We start from the raw sequence: 16,754 nt of genomic DNA, 5'->3' as shown, positions 1-16,754 counted from the left end.
GGGTCAGCGGATAGCGGTTTGACCTCCCAAATTAGAACGTTCGTGTCGGCTCGGGGAGTTCGCCGCCGCACATAGCTCGCGCGTGTGGTCGTGGCTAGGGTTCGGAAGGTACCGCGCCCTTCTTTGGGCTTGGCTGGCTGCGGCATCCAGTCATTGAAGGACCGGGGCCGCGGTAGGCTGACTGCATGACAGGCGCGCTAGATTCCGTAGCTGTCCTCTTTACCCATCTCCCCGTCTGCTGGGCAGCTCTGGGAGCGAGTTTTGAAGGCCGGGTTGAATGCGCTAACTTCACGCTCTGGTTTCCCCAGCCCTACACAGACGAATTTGGGCGTTTATCTAACGGCCTGAAGCCGCCTTTTGAAAGTGACCTGTGGGTCAGCATGGCCGATCATGATCCTTGGGGGGAGGTTCAGTTCGATGCGGCCCCCTCAGAGGGCCAGCCCAAGGGCGCGCTAGTCTCACAGGTTGCACTCAAGGTGTGCCCCGAGCCCGAGGCGGGGAAGGGACTCGTGCTGGCCAGAAACGTGGCTCCGCAAATTAATGAGTGGTTCGGGCGGGCCGTCGTCTGGATGGAGCTATGGACAAGCACCAATCTGACCAGCGAAGAGGGTGTTGAGCCAACGACCATGTGGTCCATTCAGTTCCACGATCCCTTGGATTCGTCCGTTGCCACTTGGTTTCCTCAAGAACGCCTAAACTACTTCCCGCCCGAGGTCGCAATCTCGAAGGTCATCCTCGAATCTGCTTTCAGTAGAGCCACAGGAGCGGTCCACCCTTCGGATGCGTGGGTCCTTTTCCTGTCCGCATCAAAATCTGAAGATCCGAGGCTGGCAGTTATCGAGGTCGGTACAGCGGTCGAGGTGGCACTGTCTCGGGCCATCCATGACCGTCTGGCAATGCTTGCCGAAGGTGCACGCAACCAAGTGATCATCGACGCTGGTGGTGTTGTGGGCTTGGTCCGCATACTCGAGAAGCTGGACGGGGACGTCCCGAAGTCTTTGGTCAAACGAACGATGGACCAGCTGGCCTCACCACGAAATCAGGCCGTTCACGCCGCCAAGGAACCAAGCAAAGACGTGCTCCAGAAGGCCTTCCAGACGGCCGTAGAGCTTCTAACGAAGTACGACCCGTTACCAGCTCCATAGTTTTCACCACTCGCTCGGCCCCTGACGATCGTCATGTGGTGGGCACGGCCCCAGACCCACCCGCTTACCTGATCGCAGCCATTAGGGATGTTTATTTGCGACGTCGCGTTTGCCGTCGCCTCTATCGATGCATACCGGTGTTCGTCCGGAGGAGCCTGCTCCTGCCGTGGAAGCGCTGTCACCCCGCATCGCGAATCCCCCAAATGCACTTCTACCAGCCTGGAACAGATCATGACGGTCTGCGACGTGGGCAACAACTCGAGCCCCGATAGTGCATGTCAGGGCCGGCAGGGTTTGGGAGGAGCGGTAAGTCGGGACTCCCATGGATGCGTCCCTGAGGCCGTCATCTATTTTGTCGGCGGGTGCTGCTAGTTTGAGCCCCGTTTAGCTCACATAGTCGTCGTACATCTGCGGCGCAGCGCGTAGAGGAGGCGACTATGCCCGTTTTGAGGATAGGCGAGTGCTGGTCAATGGCCGAGCCCGCCAGTTTTGTGGCCGAGGCCAGGCAGTGAGTCAGCGAGGTGCCAGCCGGCGCGGACATCGTGACGAATGGGAGGGACAGGCTGATCTTTTCTCGGTCCAGCCTGGCGGCTACGTGTTGGAGAGATTAGCTAGCCTCGAATGGCCGGCGGCTGACCAGTTTCCGGTCAACCACAGCGCCGCGCGCGTGCGGACGCTGGTGTGGAAGGACCTGGTCTCATCGGAGTCACCGCTGATCGTGGCCGGGTTTTCCTCGATCGCCGAACTCGTAGATCTCATTGCAGCCTGGGATAGAGAGCCCCATGCAGCCCGGGCGAAGGTGAGGGTGCTGCTCGGCACGGAGCCGTTCGCGTCAGCAAGGTCGAGCTTCGCCTCAGCTGCCGTGACGTTCACCGATGAGGTCCGGCGGTACTGGCTTGAAGAAGAGGGGGTGTCACTGCGGCTGTCGGCGAAGGTTCTCCAGGTCCTCAAAGTGTTGGATGAGGGCATGCTAGAGGTCCGCTTCGTTGATGGGCCCACGCGACTGCACGCGAAGATCTATGTGGGAGCGGAGGCGGCGACCACAGGATCGAGCAACTTCACAAGTGCAGGCCTCGGCAACCAGATCGAGGCAAACAGTAGGTTTGAGCGGCGCACTGACGCTCTCCGGTACCGGGGCGTGGCCGAGATGGCGGAGAATTGTTGGACTGTCGGGCAACCGTGGAATGACCAGTTTCGTGAGTTGTTGCTCTCCCTGCTTCGGTTCGTCCCTTGGCGGGAGGCACTTGCCAGGGCGTGTTCTGACCTGTTGGACGGGGCGTGGGCTAAGCGATACCTGTCCAGCGGCGCGGCGGGCTCTCAGCTTTGGCCGTCACAGATGGCGGGGATCGCACAGGCCCTGTGGATCGTGGAGAACGTTGGCAGTGTCCTTGTCGCTGACGCCACCGGATCCGGCAAGACGCGGATGGGCGCGCACCTTGTGCGGGCTGTACGGGACAGGTTGTGGAGCACCGGTCGGGTGAGGCGCGATCTCACAGTGTTGGTGTGTCCGCCGTCGGTCGAGAACACCTGGTATCGCGAGGCCGTGTCTTGCGGTGTCTCAATCAACACTGTCTCGCACGGCCTGCTAAGCCGGCAATCAGAGGATGGACCACGTGCGCAGGAAGAGGCGGTCAGGAACGCGCAGATTCTCGCCGTCGACGAAGGTCACAACTTCCTAAGCCAGGGCGCGAACCGTACCCGCCAGGTCAGGGAGAGCCTCGCCGAGCATGTCCTGCTGTTCACGGCAACGCCGATCAATCGTGGTTCGGCCGACCTTCTCCAGCTGGTCGGTCTCCTAGGGGCGGATAACTTCGAGGACGAGACGCTGGATATTTTGGAGAAGCTCGAACGGCGTCCCAGCCAAAGCATCGAGATGTCATCGGAGCAGCAGGATCGGCTTCGCCGCGAGATCCAGCGCTTCACCGTTCGACGCACCAAGTCAATGCTGAACGCCATGGTCGACGAGGATCCTGAGGCCTACCGGCACACGGTCACGGGGCGGGTCTGCCAATACCCGCGACACGAATCCGTAACGTATCCGACAGGAGAAAACGAGGAGGATGAGGCGGCCGCAGTCAAGGTGCGTCAAGCATCGGCCGAGCTCTCCGGCATAGCGTTGCTCGGCGGCCAGATCGCGGTTCCAACAACACTGGCTAATGAGTACAGCGATGAGCGCTGGCTCGAGATCCGGCTTGCGGCTGCCCGTGGACTCGCCAACCACCATGTAGTGACAGCGATGCGGTCGTCCAAGGCGGCCCTCATTGAGCATGTCGCCGGAACTGAGGAAGCGGTCCGACGATGCTCAATCCCCGGGGCGTTCAAGCCTAAGCCGACAGGCAACATGCTCGAATCCATCGCCAGACTTGCCCGCCAGGGACCTCCGAAGGTGGTCCTCACCTGCGAGGTGCCGCGATGGCTCACCGACGCCGACGAATGGCGTGCTGCCTGCGAGCAAGAAGCGCAGCGTTACCGCACGATCCTCAGCGCAGCCGAACAGCTGTCGACGACTCGCGAACAGGCCAAAGCCCACCTCATCACACAGCTCAGCCGGAAGCACCCACGAGTCATCGCCTTCGACCATCACCTCATCACCCTCTCGGCGATCCGCCAGCTCATCGACAAGGGCGGCACTCCGGTGATTGTTGCAACAGGCGCCGACAAGAAGAACCGCAAGGAGGTGGAGCGCGTCTTCGCCCCCGACAGCCATGCCCACGGGATAGCGCTGTGCTCCGACGCCATGAACGAAGGACTCAACCTCCAGGGCGCCTCGGCAATGGTCCACTTCGACGTACCAACGACCCTTCGTGTCGCCGAGCAGCGTGTGGGGCGGGTCGACCGCATGGACAGCCGCCATGACGCGATCGAAGTCTACTGGCCACGCGACGGCGCATTCTTCGCCACCCGGGCCAACGAACTCCTCGCGGCCCGTACACAGGAAAGTTCTTCGCTGCTGGGCTCGAACCTGAACGTGCCAAACCTCGCGGCGGACCGGGACGACGTCGTCGCCATCGAGGAGCACATCACCACCTTGGAGGCTGCCCGCGACGAAGCCTGGGACGGCATTCGCGACGCACTCGACCCCGTGCGCCGCCTGGTTGAGGGACCGGACGCGTTGATCTCCCGGCGGGTATACGAGGAGCACCGCACCACTACTCATCGCGTCCTCGCCCGTGTCAGCCCGGTCAGATCCACAACGCCCTGGGCGTTCTTTGCGGTCACCGGTGTCGGCCATGGGGCTCCGCGCTGGATCATGCTTGAGGGGAAGGACGCCCAGCCGGTCATCGGTCTTGAAAACATCGTGGAACCTCTTCGCGGGAGACTCAGCGAGGACCCGCCCAGCCTTCCCTTCGATCCGACCTGTGAGGAGTGGCTGAACCGCTATCTCACCGCCGCCACGCGCTTCGAACGGCTGCTCCTTCCACGCCGCCTGCTAAGGGCACTCGATCAAATGAGTCAAGTGACCGGACATTGGGCAGCCAACGCCGCACGGCGAGGAGATCCCGAGACCAGCGAGCGTTGGAAGAACGTTGGCGCTCTCGCCGCCCCCAGCGATGAGACGCATCCCGACCCATACTTGGTCGCCGAGCGATGGCTTGAACTCGTCCAGCCCCTACTCATCGAAGCCCGCAGCGCACGGCGCCGTTCCCGGTACCTTCGCCTGAAACACATCACCCCGAAACTCCACACCGAGCCGTTCGGCATCGAACATGTCGAGAAGACGTTCACGGGCCTCCCGCTTGGGGCGCCGCTGGCGAAACGTGTCACAGCCTGCATTCTGGGTGTCCCGGATGCTTAGAACAGCCGCCGCTGCTGATCGTGCTGGTTCAGGGGCGCTGTTACGCTCCACAATATGGCCGATACAAAGATGACCAAGAGCGCGGGGGAGCACTGGGTGTGCTCGGTGCTGTCGCGGTACGGCTGGGCGGTGGCGCTCACCCGGGACGGGCTGGAGCGAACCGACATCCTCGCGGTCCAAACAGAAGGGCCCGGGCGGCAGACCATAGAGATGCAGGTCAAGTCGATCAGATCAAAAGACGTCAGGGGGAGATGGCAGCTCGGCGTGAAGTCACAGCAGCCAGCGCTGTCCCGGCACGAGTGGTATGCGCTGGTCATGCTCGATCCGGGTGAGCGCACTGCGGCGCCCCGGACTTTCATTGTCCCAAGGGACCACGTGGCGGCCGCGGCATGGATCGGGCACATGAACTGGCTCACCGAGCTGGGCGTACCTGCCGGGCGACGCAACGCGGGGCCGGATCAGGCCCGTGTCGGCGTCGAGACATTCAAGCCATATGAGGACCGCTGGGACCTGCTCGGTACCCAGACGGACAAGGTGCCCGTGATGCTGCCGAAGCACTATCGCGAACTCGCCGCCGACCCAAGGGTGGGCTTGCCTGGGGGCCACCCATGGAAGAAAGAACTGCCAGACTGGTAGGTTGTGGGTCTCTTGCGGCAATTCATCCTTAGGCGATGGGATTTTTGTCATACTCGACCGAGCACTTTCGCTGACACCCTTCTTTCAGACACGGCGGCACCCCAGATCGTGGCCTAGAGGAACCCACTCGTCGAACCACCGGACCAAGGCGTTGCGGCCGGTGACGGGCCAAGGCGGATGATCGGGATGTTGCTGTGGTGGACCGCATTTCGGTACTCAATTTCCGGACGCCTAGACTGGGCTCCATGAAGCCTCGGGTCCCACTGCTGCCATTGCCTGATGAGCCACTTGACCTGCCTGAAGGCCTTGCCGCTGAAGAGCGCCTGAAAGCGGCCATTGTTTCGGTATTCGATCACGTCAACCTTCATGCCATGGCTTGGCCGGCCAAGGATTTGGACGGGAAGCTCGTGGCGCCGCCCGCCGAACATGTGCTCCACGAGTTGGCCCATATCTACGAACTGGTGGACGAAGAACGTCTCATGGCTAGTCCGCAACTCGGCGACGTCTGCATCGATTCAGAGCTTCCTAAGTGCGACTTGTGTGGCCGGGACGCCCGATACGACGCCATCGTCGAGATGAATGGAACGAAGGGTGGCGCGTTCTTGTGTGGTGACCACTATTCAGAGCATGGCTCGGGAACGCTGGGCGCTTCCGGGGACACATACCTGATGCTGACTTCGGAAGTCCCCGATTGGGTCCGGGACGACTGTAACCGACTGCTTGCCGCACAGGGGCGCGAGCCGATGTTCTAGGTTTGGAGGTACCGGCAAGGAGCTAAACCCGCTTGCCATGGAATCCCTGGCCGAACTCGGAATTGACATCACAGGTGCACACTCCAAACCGGTCGCCGACAACGTCATCGGGGGCGTGGACTTTGTCGTCGTGCTCGGCACCGAAGCGAAACGCGAACCCCGCGAAGGTACCCGCTTCGAATTCTGGGAAACCGACGAACCCCCAGAACGGGGTACCGAAAGCATGGAATGGGATGCGCCTTGTTCGCGACGACATCAAGCATCCCATCGAACAGCTGCACAGCGCTTTTACCGACCAGGGCTGACACCAATTGGCCAGGCCACAGGGTGACCAACCCTTGTCCCTGGCACCGCCGGCAGTGCAATTCTGCCTAGGCAACCCTCGATGGTTTGCCCAACGTTGACCCACCTCCCTTTTCAACAATCACTGGGGCCAACTTTGGCTTCATGGTTCACTGCTGCTGGCGGCGCGCGGCTGGGCGGGAAACGCGCCACAGCCGCTGCTCATGTGCGTTTCCGTTCTTTGGCCCATGAAATGTTTGAAGGAGGTGCAGTACCATGACGCTCGTTGGACCCCAGCCTGCCGCTTGGCTCGCGCATCTGTGTTCAGTCGGGGTCGAGCGGCGGGCCCTCGCTCACCGACCGGACAGCGATGAGAGCGCGAGGAACGACGAAGCGCGACCCCAGTATTCTGTTCCGGTCGGAGAGTTGGGCGTTTGGCCCGTCGATGCATCATCAGATCGACTAAAAAGAGGGTGTGGACAATGTCCACACCCTGGGCTTCGGATTCGGTTGTATCGGCATCGAATTGGGGCGGATTGGGGAGGTTTTCGAAAGAGGGGCGGATTTGCAGGGGGAGCGGCTGGTTCGAGTCCCATCTTGGGCACGTGTTTTCCCTGTTCAGGGGCTTTTTAGCCTCTGACTGGTGCACATGTTGTGTTGTGAAGGGCCCCTTCGGGGGCCCTTTTTCATTGGTGGCCGGTGGTGTGGCCGGTTGCCTCCTTAGCTTCCTGGAGCGATGTGTCGTTGTTCCATACCTGTTCATGGGTGTTCATGTCCCGGCCGGCATGACGTGTGGAAAATTTTTTGCGGGTTTCTTCGCTGCGTCGTTGGGTGTTCATCAGGTTTCCTCCTGCTGGGTTGTTGGCGGCGGTTCTTGTTCGTTCATGGACGGTCTGGGGGAGGACTGCATGACTTGTGCCCGACCGGCCAAAGGACTATGTTGCCGAGCGACCCGCAGGGTTGTCGGCTCTGCCTGGGGGCGTGCAACGTGGCCTTGGGTTGTAGCTCATGATGCTCACCGTCCTTCTTCCCTGGTCCAGGAGTCTCGCTGTCTATAGCTGTTCATGATGGCCGCCGGCGCCAACTGCATGACGCTATGAATCTTTGTCATGATGTCTCGAGGCGAGACCGCCGACTGGTTGCTGTCTTCCATGCCTGTTCATTGCGAGCCTGTTGGACGAGCGCATGACGGATTTAGGAAACGACGCCGGACTTTCCGGAAGGCGGTAAGAATCCGTTCATCACCGTGCTCGAGGCCCTGCCAACGCTGGGCTGGGGTTTGGGATTCCTGCTGGGGTCCGCAAGCTTTCGGACTGGTTGCTGGGTACGACCTCGTGAGGGCTGTGCCGATTTGGGCCTGTGGGGGCACTGCACATGGGATCACTTCCTGATCATGCACGTCCGCGGTCTTTGTCCATGAGATGACTGAAGGAAGTGAAGGCCCTCAAGCCCGGACAGGCCTTACGGCGGTGTCATGACACTCTGTAAGGTGGGAGTGAAAGAGTCATGGACGGTCAGGAGGGCGCCATGTCAGCCGGCACAACGAGGCATACGATCCGTATTGACGATGACTTGTGGGACCGGGCTCATGCCAAGGCATCGAGGGAAGGTACCACCGTTTCGGAACGGGTCCGGGAGGGACTGCGCGAGTATGTTTATGGGCCGGAGGCCCGGCGCACGATCGCGGATTCTCTGGTCTACCTCGTCCCCGATGCCCTGGAGGATTTGAAGGGGCCGGCGTCCGGGATTGTTGAGTTGCCGATTCACCTGGATTGGGGGCCGGACAGGGGCTATGACGTGGCTGATGATGGCAGCTGCGCCGTGCTTTACCAGTTGACTTTGCAGAACTCGGGGTCGGTTGACGAGATGGCCGGCATCGTCAACGCGGGCCGCCTGGTCGGGCTGTGGCCCTCGATGCGGCTGCCCGAGCGGTGCCGTCAAGCGTGGGAGACGGCCTTCCCTCAGCTTCCGAAACACCGGGAGAGCAAGGATCATCCTTCATGGACGACGCTCAACGCGTAGCCAGCGAAATAGCGTTATCCGTGCTCGCTGAGGACGGCTTCATCCTTGCCGGGGGACAGGCGCTGGCTGAACATGGCGTGATTGCGAGGATGTCGGAGGATGTTGATCTTTTCGCGCTGCACCGACGGCACAGCCCTGAATCGTTTGCGGCCTGTGTGAAGAAGATGACGGCAGCTCTTGAAGCGGCCGGGTACACGGTCGAGGTCACGCGGCAGTACCAGGAGTTCGCCAGCCTCACCGTAGCTAAGCGCGGCACCGCGGTCGTGATGGATCTTGGGTTGGATTGGTGGGAGGACCAGCCCGCGGTGGTGGATCTTGGTCCGGTCCTGTCGCTGAGGGACTCGGTGGCCTCCAAACTGCTGGCGGTCTATTCGCGTGGTTATGCCCGGGATTACTTGGATGCCTATTCGATTCTCATTAGCGGCCGGTTCACGCCAGTGCAGCTGATTGAACTGTGCCGCCGCCGGGACCCGCATCTTGACCTTGAGATGTTCGCTTCCACCATGTCGGGCCACCGCGCGTTGCCGACTACGGAGTTCACCAAATACGGGTTCCCGGCCGAGGAACTGTCACGGCTGGATATGACCCTCGCAGGATTCGCCAAAACCATCCGCCAGCACCGCTCCTCGGCCGGTCAAACCATTGAACCGATGAACTTCAACGGCCCCGGTAACACTCGAAGCGGCCCGGAATTGTCATGACCGCGGTCAGCGGATTGCAGCAACTTGGCACAATTGATCAGGTCGATGAACTCATGCCGCATGGCAGGTTGTGTCATAGGCTCGGTGCACCAACCACGACAGGAGCGAGCGCTGACACCCATCGACATTGTGCGTCCGGACGCTGGTGCCTGGGCTGCGCTCCCGAAGCGGATCCCCGGCCGTCGGCAGCGACTCGCGGGCTGGCTGACCGGATTGCTCGGCACCGGTGCGGCGTTCATCGCCGACCGTGGCTGGGAGGCGATGGATGATCCGTCCTGGTATGGAGCCTTCCGCCTCATCGACATGTTCGGCAGCGCGAGCATTCTTCTCGCCATGGCTTTTTGCCTGGCGGGATGGATGCTTGGACGCTATGCCGTTGTGGCGGCTCCGTTGGTTCTTGTGTTCGCCGCTGTGCCGCACACGCTGGACGGCTACACGTCCGGTCCGGTGTGGTGGGTCGCCGCCGCGGTGGGGGTTGTGCTGGTTGTTGGTGTCGCGGGCCGTTCGTGGCGTGACCTGGGCGCTGTCCGGGCGGCCGCGGTTGGGCCTAACGCGTTGCGGGCCAGCAGGCGGGTGCTTCGCCGCGGTCTGGTGAAGATGCTCATGTTGTTTGCGGCGGCCGGGGCCGGCTGGGCTGCTGCCTTCGGGGTGCTGCCGACAGAACTGGGCCGCACTTATGAACAGGCGGGGCAGGAGTCCGGATCAAGCATGTTTGCCGCCGCAGCGGCCGCCTTCAGCATCCTCGCCCTCACGGCGGTGATGCGGCAAGGCTGGAGGGTGTTTGCGATGAGCCGGGTTGGCAGGCATGTCTGGGAGGTGCCGGCAGGGGCGGGCCTTGCCCCGTCGTGGCCGTTCGACGATGACACGTCCGGGCGACTGACTGCTGTGGATGAGAGGGCCGCCGGTTGCATCTGCCTCGCTGAGTTCCGGCGTTCCTTCCCCGATGCCGACGACCATGTCCTCGAGGAGGAAGGCGTGCATGCATCGGCCTACTGCCCGCTCCACGGCATCGACAAGATCAACAACCTCTCCGCAGGGGAATTTGCCGCGCAGGCGGGAACGCCGTGGCTGTGGGATGAGCAGTCCGCCCTGCCTCAACCCACGGGTCCCGAAGACAAACGCCTGCTGCTCTACGCCTATGCCGGGACAGCCTTCACCGGGATACCCCTAACGGCACGGGCCGGCTTCCTGGACGCCAGCTTCCCGGACATAGAACCCGCACGGGAAACTGAACCGGACGACGTCGTTCCCAACTGGGACGCGGCCGAGCGTCCGACGGCGGGCGTTCTGGACATGATCGACCTCCGACCTGCGGGATACGACGGCCTCGCGTTCAGGTACCGGCACGGCCGCGCCTGGTTTGAGGCGAGCCAAGCGGCAGCGTCCCCGGACGAACGGCAGGGCTTCAGCCGCTGATGACGAGGATGCGCTCCAGATTGTAGAGCGGCACGGCTTACACCTCCGCGACGTCGGACTGTTCGGCTCGGCTTTCGCCCGGCCCGCGACAACTGTCACGGGCGCGATATCGCGGCTTGGTCCGACGCCAGCCCGGCAGGAGCGCGCCATTGGAAGCACCCGAACAAGCGAATTTCCGTAAAGCCGCGGGCACCGGATGTCAGGTTGAGGTGTGCGTCAGGGCCACAACTGGTGAGAGCAGTAACACGCAACTTCGACACTCGTGGATGGTCAAACCGAGATGGTGAACCGATAGAGGCGATGCCATGCTTTGAGTCGCCTTATGTCCGGGCGAGCTCCGCAATCCTCTCCGTGGCTGCCCAGGACGCGAGGAGCTTGAGTGTTTCTGCGGAGGGGCTGCCTGGGGTGGCCGGGTAGACGGTGAGAGAGTGCCCTGGATCCTCCTCCAGCCCAAGGACCTGGTAGTTCAGCTCCAGGAGGCCAACCGCGGGATGCTGAAAAAACTTTGTTCCGGCGTAGTGGCGCCGCACGTTGTGCGCGGCCCAGCGCGTCCTGAATTCGTCGCTGCGCATGGACAGTTCGCCGATTAGTTCAGCGATTCCTTTATCGTGCGGGTTGCGGCCTGCTTCCCGGCGCAGGATGGCTACGTTGGTGTTTGCTGCACGTTCCCAGTCCGTGTAGAAGTTGTGCGCCCTGGGGTCCAGGAAAATGAACCGTGAATGGTTGGCTGGTCGGGCCGGTCCGCGATACATGTCCGAGTACAGGGCGTAGCCGAGCGTGTTGGCGGCCACGATGTCCATCCGATTGTTGCCGATGAAGGCCGGAGCAGTGGCGATGGTGTCCAGGAGGTATTGCAGCTCGGGACGCACGCCGACCGGGGCCGAGGCGGGGGCACGCTTCCGGCCGGGCATGTTAGCGGTGCGGGCGAGGTCGTAGAGGTGGTCGTGCTCGGCGCGGTCCAGCTCCAGCGCCCCCGCGATGGCGTCCAGCACGCCGTCGGAGACGCCTGTGAGGTTTCCGCGCTCCAACCGGGTGTAGTAGTCCACGCTGACGCCGGCGAGGCGTGCAACCTCTTCCCGGCGCAGCCCGGAAACACGGCGCCGTCCTCCGTAGGTTTCTATACCTGCCTGTTCCGGCGTGATGCGTCCACGGCGTGTGGAGAGAAACTGCCGTACCTCGGCTCGGTTATCCATACATGACACGTTACGAGAAACGAGTGATCCCTAAAGAGGGCCTGCCATAACCCGTTACAACAAGCCTCCTCTAGGGGTACCGGTCATGGTCGAAGAAAATGGCCCTGTTAGCGGTGCGTGATCCTGAGACGTTGCCTGGCTGCGACCTTCACTGTCGTTAGGGCACCCTGTGGCCGGCGGCTTGAATCAGTCCGTACCACTCGCCGCGAGTCAGCGGGATGTCAGAGCCTGCTGCAGCGTCGGCAACACGCCCCGGTTTTGTAGTCCCGAGCACGACTTGGAATCCAGCCGGGTGGCGGGTGATCCAGGCGGTGGCGATGGCAGTTGGTGTGACCCTGTATTTTGTGGCGAGCCGTTCAAGTTCTGCATTGAGCTTGGGGTGTTCCTTCGAACCCAAAAACACGCCGTCTTGGAAGCTCTTTTGGAAGGGAGACCATGCTTGCAAGGTGATCTTGTTGATGCGGGCGTAGTCGATGATGCCGCCGCCGTCGCGGGTGATTGAGTCAGATTCGCCGGCCATGTTCGATGAGAGGCCCTGGGCGATGATGGTGGAGTGCGTGAGGGACAGCTGTACCTGATTCGCGACGATCGGCTGAGTCACGGCCGTCTTGAGCAGATCGATCTGGCGAGGGGTGTGGTTTGAGACGCCAAATGCCCGGACCTTACCGCTGGACTTTAGGTCATCGAAGGCGCGTGCGACCTCTTCAGGTTCTAGGAGCGCGTCGGGGCGATGGAGCAGCAGAACATCGATGTAGTCGGTGCCTAGTGCCTCCAGGGACTCCTCTACAGAGGTCACGATGTGGTCGTACGAGGAATCGTAGTGCCACTCGTCGGGGACGATTCCGGTCTTGGTTTGCAATGTGACCTGCTCGCGCTCGGATGAGCCCATTTGAAGGGCCGAGGCGAACCGACGCTCACAGGTGTGCCGCTGACCGCCATACAGGTCAGCATGGTCGAAGAAGTCGATACCAGCTTCACGTGCCGCGGTATAAAGCTCGCGGATTTCCTCGTCAGAACTGTCCTTGATCCGCATCATGCCAGCGACGATGTTAGGCACTTGAGTGTCTGTAGGTCCAAAGGGAACGGTGCGCATGATTCCTCCGAATCTTCTCGAATGGGGTCTTACCCTGGCGGGCTGCTTTCAATTGAGCAGGCCCCTGCCGGTCCTCAGAAGTGCCCCTGCTCGGCACGACTTGCCCCACAATCTCCGCGGCATGGTGGCATCGGCAGCAGAAGGAAAACACGCTCTTGGTTTAGCTGCCCTTGCGCCCTGTGTGGAGGAAGGTCATCGCCCAAGACCTGCAACTAAATCTCACATTACAGGATTTATGTATTGACGATGTCCCACAATGCAGGATACCGTCACTCCAGATGATTTTGCGATCTGCCCCATAATCGGCGGTGCTGAAGAACGCAGGGAAGGCACGAAGCCAGCGTCCGGCGTCTGCCGCGCCACTTATGCCCGGCCCCGTAGTCGGGCCGGATTGCAATTTTTGTTCCGCTCAAGGAGGAGAAGGTTCATGTCGAGGAAAAACCTCACGGCCGATCGGCCGAGTCAGGCAGCGTCCGCCGTTGCGTTGCCAACGGCGGGATTGGCAGCACGCAAACCGCGGGAGGTATCCGCTACGAGACGGCGAATCGGCTCGATCGCGTGGTCCTCATTGCCGCCCCTTGTGTTCGTAGCGATCCTGTTGGCCTGGGCCGCAGCGGTAGAGCTGTTCAAGATCCCTGCCTATCTTCTTCCCGGGCCCCTCGCCGTTTTTAAGCGTCTGTTCACGGATGCGGGCAGCCTTTGGGTCCACACACAATCCACTCTCGTTGTGCTCGTCGTCGGGCTCTTGCTGAGCATTGTTATTGGCATCCCCCTCGGCTTGGTCATTGCCTTGTCCAAAACCGCAAAGCAACTGGTCTACCCGCCGGTGATAGTCCTGCAGTTGGTGCCGAAGATCGCCGTTGCTCCGCTGCTGTTGGTCTGGCTTGGTTTCAGCCTTAACACCAAGGTTGCACTGGTCGTGCTGATAACCTTCTTTCCCCTGCTGATGGCGAGCATCAGTGGTTTCCGGATCCTTGATGACAGGCTCCTGTACCTGACGCGATCTATGGGTGCAAGCCGCTGGCAAACGTTCTGGACGCTTCGCTTTCCTGCGGCGCTTCCGGTGATCTTCTCCGGCATCAAGACTTCAGCAACCATCGCCATCACAGGCGCCCTTGTCGCCGAATTCCTTGGCTCGAACAGCGGGCTGGGCTACGCCCTGCTGCGGGCAAGCGGCGCCATGGACACCGAGTACATGTTCGCCATCCTGGTCATCCTGACGGTCATCGGAGTAATCCTCAATTACCTGGTGGAGGCAGTCGAATGGGTGCTGACACCATGGCAGCGCCGCGCCGCCTAAACCCTACGCATTCAACAACGGCCCGCAGGCCAACCAGCGCCCCATCTCACCGCTTTTACAAGCCATTGACAAACAAGAACTAGAGGAATCGTTATGCAAAGAAGCATTACAAAGCTGCTGGCAGCTGCGATCGCCGCGGGAGCCATGCTGCTTTCCGGCTGCGCCAGCCCTTCGGCAAGCGGCACTGGAAGCAACGCGAACCAAGTGCGCTTCCAAATGCACTGGTCCTGGTCGGCCTCCACCGCAGGATTCGCCGTTGCCCAGGCGGATGGCCTGTACAAGGCCGCCGGGATTGACACGAAAATTGAGCAGGGCACAGGTTCCGGCACAGCGGTTCAACTCGTCGCGAACGGTCAGGCAGACATCGGTATCGCAGACGCCGTGCCCATCAGCCAGCAGATTGAAAAGGGCGCCCCACTGGTCATCGTTGCGACTGTGAACCAGGTGACCAACATTGCGATGCAGGTCCTGGATTCATCGGGCATCAAATCAGTCCAGGACCTTAAGGGCAAGACTGTCGCTGTTCCCCAGGGTAGCGCCCACGCTTTCCTGTTCCCTTTGTTCCTCGAAGCGAACGGGCTAAGCGAGAAGGATGTCACGATATCGAATGTTCCCTTTGCTTCCATGGCGGCGGCACTGCTCCAGGGAAATGTGGACGCCATTGTCGGGGGTCAGGACACCGCTGTCTCGCTCGAGCAGCAGCACGCGAAGTTCAAGAACTTCCCGTTCGCTGACCATGGTGTCTCTCCTGTCGCACATTCGATATTCACCACACAGAGCTTTGCCGAGAAAAACCCTGATGCTGTGAAGAAGTTCGTTTCGGCGAGCCTCAAAGGCTGGGCTTCGGCTCGGGCCAATCCCGAACAGGCGGTGGCGGCGGTCAAACAGTTGCTGCCAGACGCTGTCGATGGCACCGTACGGGCAGAACTAAAGTTTCTCCTCCCCCTGCTGTGCGCTGCAGACGCGCCCGCTATCGGGCGCGCTGAACCCGCGCGCTGGCAGCAAAGCAACGACATCCTGACCAAAGCCAAGCTGCTCCCGGCTCCGCTGGACACGGCCAAATCGGTCTCCTACGACTTCCTCCCGGCAGCCAGCGACTTGAAGAGCTGCAAGTAGCTTTCCCGAGCAGGCCCGGGACGTTCACCATGCAGCCCCGGGCCTGCCCAGAGTTCATGAGAGCAGGCCAGCACCCTACAGCAGTCGGCGCGCATCTGTTGTGGGTCGACCACGAGGATCCAGATCCATTACTGCGCGGATTGAGAAAGGTACATCAGTGAACGACACAGCACTGCAGACCAAGGCGGCAGGTCTGCCGATTTCCATTAAGGGCGTCGCCAAAACGTTCAACAGTCCGTCCGGGCGATCTTTTGAGGCGCTCAAGCCGGTTTCAATGGACATCAAGCCCGGGGAGTTCATTTCGATCGTTGGCCCGTCCGGTTGCGGCAAGAGCACCCTCATGCTCATGGTTGCCGGACTCCTGGAACGCTCCGGCGGCGACATTCGGGTCGGTGGAACTTCGGTGGACAAGCCCTTCACCGACATCGGCATCGCCTTCCAGGACCACCTCCTGCTGGATTTCAGAACTGCGATGGAAAACGTCCTGATTCACGCGGACATACGTGGGCTGGATAAGAAGGAATTGCGGTCCCGGGCCACCGAGTTGTTCAAACAGCTTCACATTGAGAAAGCCATAGATAAATACCCCCGCCAGCTCTCCGGTGGCATGCGCCAACGGGTGTCGCTCATCCGCACCATCGTCCACGAACCATCGGTACTCCTGCTTGACGAGCCGTTCGGGGCGCTTGATGCCCTGACCCGTCTCCAGGTCAGGGCCGACCTCGAGGCGCTGTGGCTGCGCAACAGGCCCACGGTGCTCTTCATTACTCATAGCGTCGAAGAAGCCGTTGGTCTTTCCGACCGGATCTTCGTCATGAGCCCGACTCCAGGCGAGGTTGTTGATGAGATCGTTGTCGATCTTCCACGTCCTCGTCCCCTTGCACTCGTCGAATCCCCCGACTTCGGAACGTACGTCGACAGGATCTACACCCACTTCGAACGAATGGGAGTTCTTCACGGCATCGAAATTCCCAAGCGAGGAAACGAGTAGCAAGTAAGGACCCCGTTAGGGCGGCCATAGCTACCGCCGCGGGGGATGGGCTCCTTGTTCTACGGGAGTACGTCCAGCCGCATGCTGCAGGGCCGCGTGCCCCTCATGGGGCCTTACCCGCATGTCTGACGGACTGAAAGAGCCCGCCGAGGCGCTACCGAAATGAATCCAGGGCTGTAAGCCCCACCGAATGAGTCCGGGCTATTGCCTGGTTTAAAGGAGTTTGTTGAGTATGAGTACGAAGGTGTCGGAGGAGTTTGATGTGCGTGTGGGCGGGGGAGGGTACCGGATAGGGGTGATTGCCTCGGCCG

The 16,754-nt window shown here is 61.4% G+C and carries 14 protein-coding genes; 11 read left to right on the top strand and 3 right to left on the bottom strand.

Going from position 1 to position 16,754, the window contains the following annotated elements:
* The first annotated feature begins 185 nt into the window (after positions 1-185).
* The 5 genes from ACFTSA_RS15550 (at position 186) to ACFTSA_RS15530 (ending at position 6,660) form a co-directional block, all read left to right on the top strand.
* Complete coding sequence (locus tag ACFTSA_RS15550; protein ID WP_377952410.1) at positions 186-1,145, top strand: hypothetical protein; 960 nt, start codon at positions 186-188, stop codon at positions 1,143-1,145.
* 595 nt (positions 1,146-1,740) lie between these two features.
* A complete protein-coding gene (locus ACFTSA_RS15545) occupies positions 1,741-4,941 on the top strand; it encodes an SNF2-related protein (RefSeq protein ID WP_377952409.1) in 3,201 nt (1,066 codons plus the stop codon).
* 54 nt (positions 4,942-4,995) lie between these two features.
* Complete coding sequence (locus tag ACFTSA_RS15540) at positions 4,996-5,577, top strand: hypothetical protein (protein ID WP_377952407.1); 582 nt, start codon at positions 4,996-4,998, stop codon at positions 5,575-5,577.
* 245 nt (positions 5,578-5,822) lie between these two features.
* Positions 5,823-6,329: a hypothetical protein gene (locus ACFTSA_RS15535; RefSeq protein ID WP_377952406.1), complete on the top strand. Its 507-nt coding sequence runs from the start codon at positions 5,823-5,825 to the stop codon at positions 6,327-6,329.
* 37 nt (positions 6,330-6,366) lie between these two features.
* The gene (locus ACFTSA_RS15530; protein WP_377952404.1) at positions 6,367-6,660 is read left to right on the top strand and encodes a hypothetical protein; all 294 of its coding nucleotides are present in this window, start codon (positions 6,367-6,369) and stop codon (positions 6,658-6,660) included.
* Between the two features lie 637 nt (positions 6,661-7,297).
* Here ACFTSA_RS15530 and ACFTSA_RS15525 read toward each other — a convergent pair.
* Positions 7,298-7,450 carry a hypothetical protein gene (locus tag ACFTSA_RS15525; RefSeq protein ID WP_377952403.1) on the bottom strand — a complete coding sequence of 51 codons (153 nt, stop codon included), beginning with the start codon at positions 7,448-7,450 and terminating at the stop codon, positions 7,298-7,300.
* Positions 7,451-8,138: 688 nt separating this feature from the next.
* Between ACFTSA_RS15525 and ACFTSA_RS15520 the strand changes: the two genes are divergently transcribed.
* The 3 genes from ACFTSA_RS15520 to ACFTSA_RS15510 all read left to right on the top strand — a co-directional run bounded on the left by ACFTSA_RS15520 (position 8,139) and on the right by ACFTSA_RS15510 (position 10,750).
* Complete coding sequence (locus ACFTSA_RS15520; protein WP_377952402.1) at positions 8,139-8,633, top strand: hypothetical protein; 495 nt, start codon at positions 8,139-8,141, stop codon at positions 8,631-8,633.
* The gene (locus tag ACFTSA_RS15515; RefSeq protein ID WP_377952400.1) at positions 8,612-9,334 is read left to right on the top strand and encodes a nucleotidyl transferase AbiEii/AbiGii toxin family protein; all 723 of its coding nucleotides are present in this window, start codon (positions 8,612-8,614) and stop codon (positions 9,332-9,334) included. The genes ACFTSA_RS15520 and ACFTSA_RS15515 overlap by 22 nt, the downstream gene beginning before the upstream one ends.
* An 84-nt stretch (positions 9,335-9,418) precedes the next feature.
* On the top strand, positions 9,419-10,750 hold the full coding sequence (locus ACFTSA_RS15510) for a hypothetical protein (RefSeq protein ID WP_377952399.1): 1,332 nt from the start codon (positions 9,419-9,421) through the stop codon (positions 10,748-10,750).
* Between the two features lie 320 nt (positions 10,751-11,070).
* Here ACFTSA_RS15510 and ACFTSA_RS15505 read toward each other — a convergent pair whose 3' ends face one another.
* Positions 11,071-11,943, bottom strand: a complete 873-nt coding sequence (locus tag ACFTSA_RS15505; RefSeq protein ID WP_377952398.1) for a helix-turn-helix transcriptional regulator — start codon at positions 11,941-11,943, stop codon at positions 11,071-11,073.
* Positions 11,944-12,100: 157 nt separating this feature from the next.
* Complete coding sequence (locus ACFTSA_RS15500; RefSeq protein WP_377952396.1) at positions 12,101-13,036, bottom strand: aldo/keto reductase family oxidoreductase; 936 nt, start codon at positions 13,034-13,036, stop codon at positions 12,101-12,103.
* A gap of 427 nt (positions 13,037-13,463) precedes the next feature.
* On the opposite strand from ACFTSA_RS15500, the gene ACFTSA_RS15495 reads away from it, so the two are divergent.
* The 3 genes from ACFTSA_RS15495 to ACFTSA_RS15485 all read left to right on the top strand — a co-directional run bounded on the left by ACFTSA_RS15495 (position 13,464) and on the right by ACFTSA_RS15485 (position 16,443).
* Positions 13,464-14,336, top strand: a complete 873-nt coding sequence (locus ACFTSA_RS15495; RefSeq protein ID WP_377952395.1) for an ABC transporter permease — start codon at positions 13,464-13,466, stop codon at positions 14,334-14,336.
* Positions 14,337-14,429: 93 nt separating this feature from the next.
* Complete coding sequence (locus tag ACFTSA_RS15490) at positions 14,430-15,452, top strand: ABC transporter substrate-binding protein (RefSeq protein ID WP_377952394.1); 1,023 nt, start codon at positions 14,430-14,432, stop codon at positions 15,450-15,452.
* A 157-nt stretch (positions 15,453-15,609) separates the two neighbouring features.
* The gene (locus ACFTSA_RS15485; RefSeq protein ID WP_377952393.1) at positions 15,610-16,443 is read left to right on the top strand and encodes an ABC transporter ATP-binding protein; all 834 of its coding nucleotides are present in this window, start codon (positions 15,610-15,612) and stop codon (positions 16,441-16,443) included.
* Positions 16,444-16,754 lie beyond the last annotated feature (311 nt).

It is taken from the genome of Arthrobacter sp. NPDC057013 (assembly GCF_042674585.1).
Lineage (GTDB): Bacteria > Actinomycetota > Actinomycetes > Actinomycetales > Micrococcaceae > Arthrobacter.
This window is presented reverse-complemented; position numbering and strand designations above follow the sequence as displayed.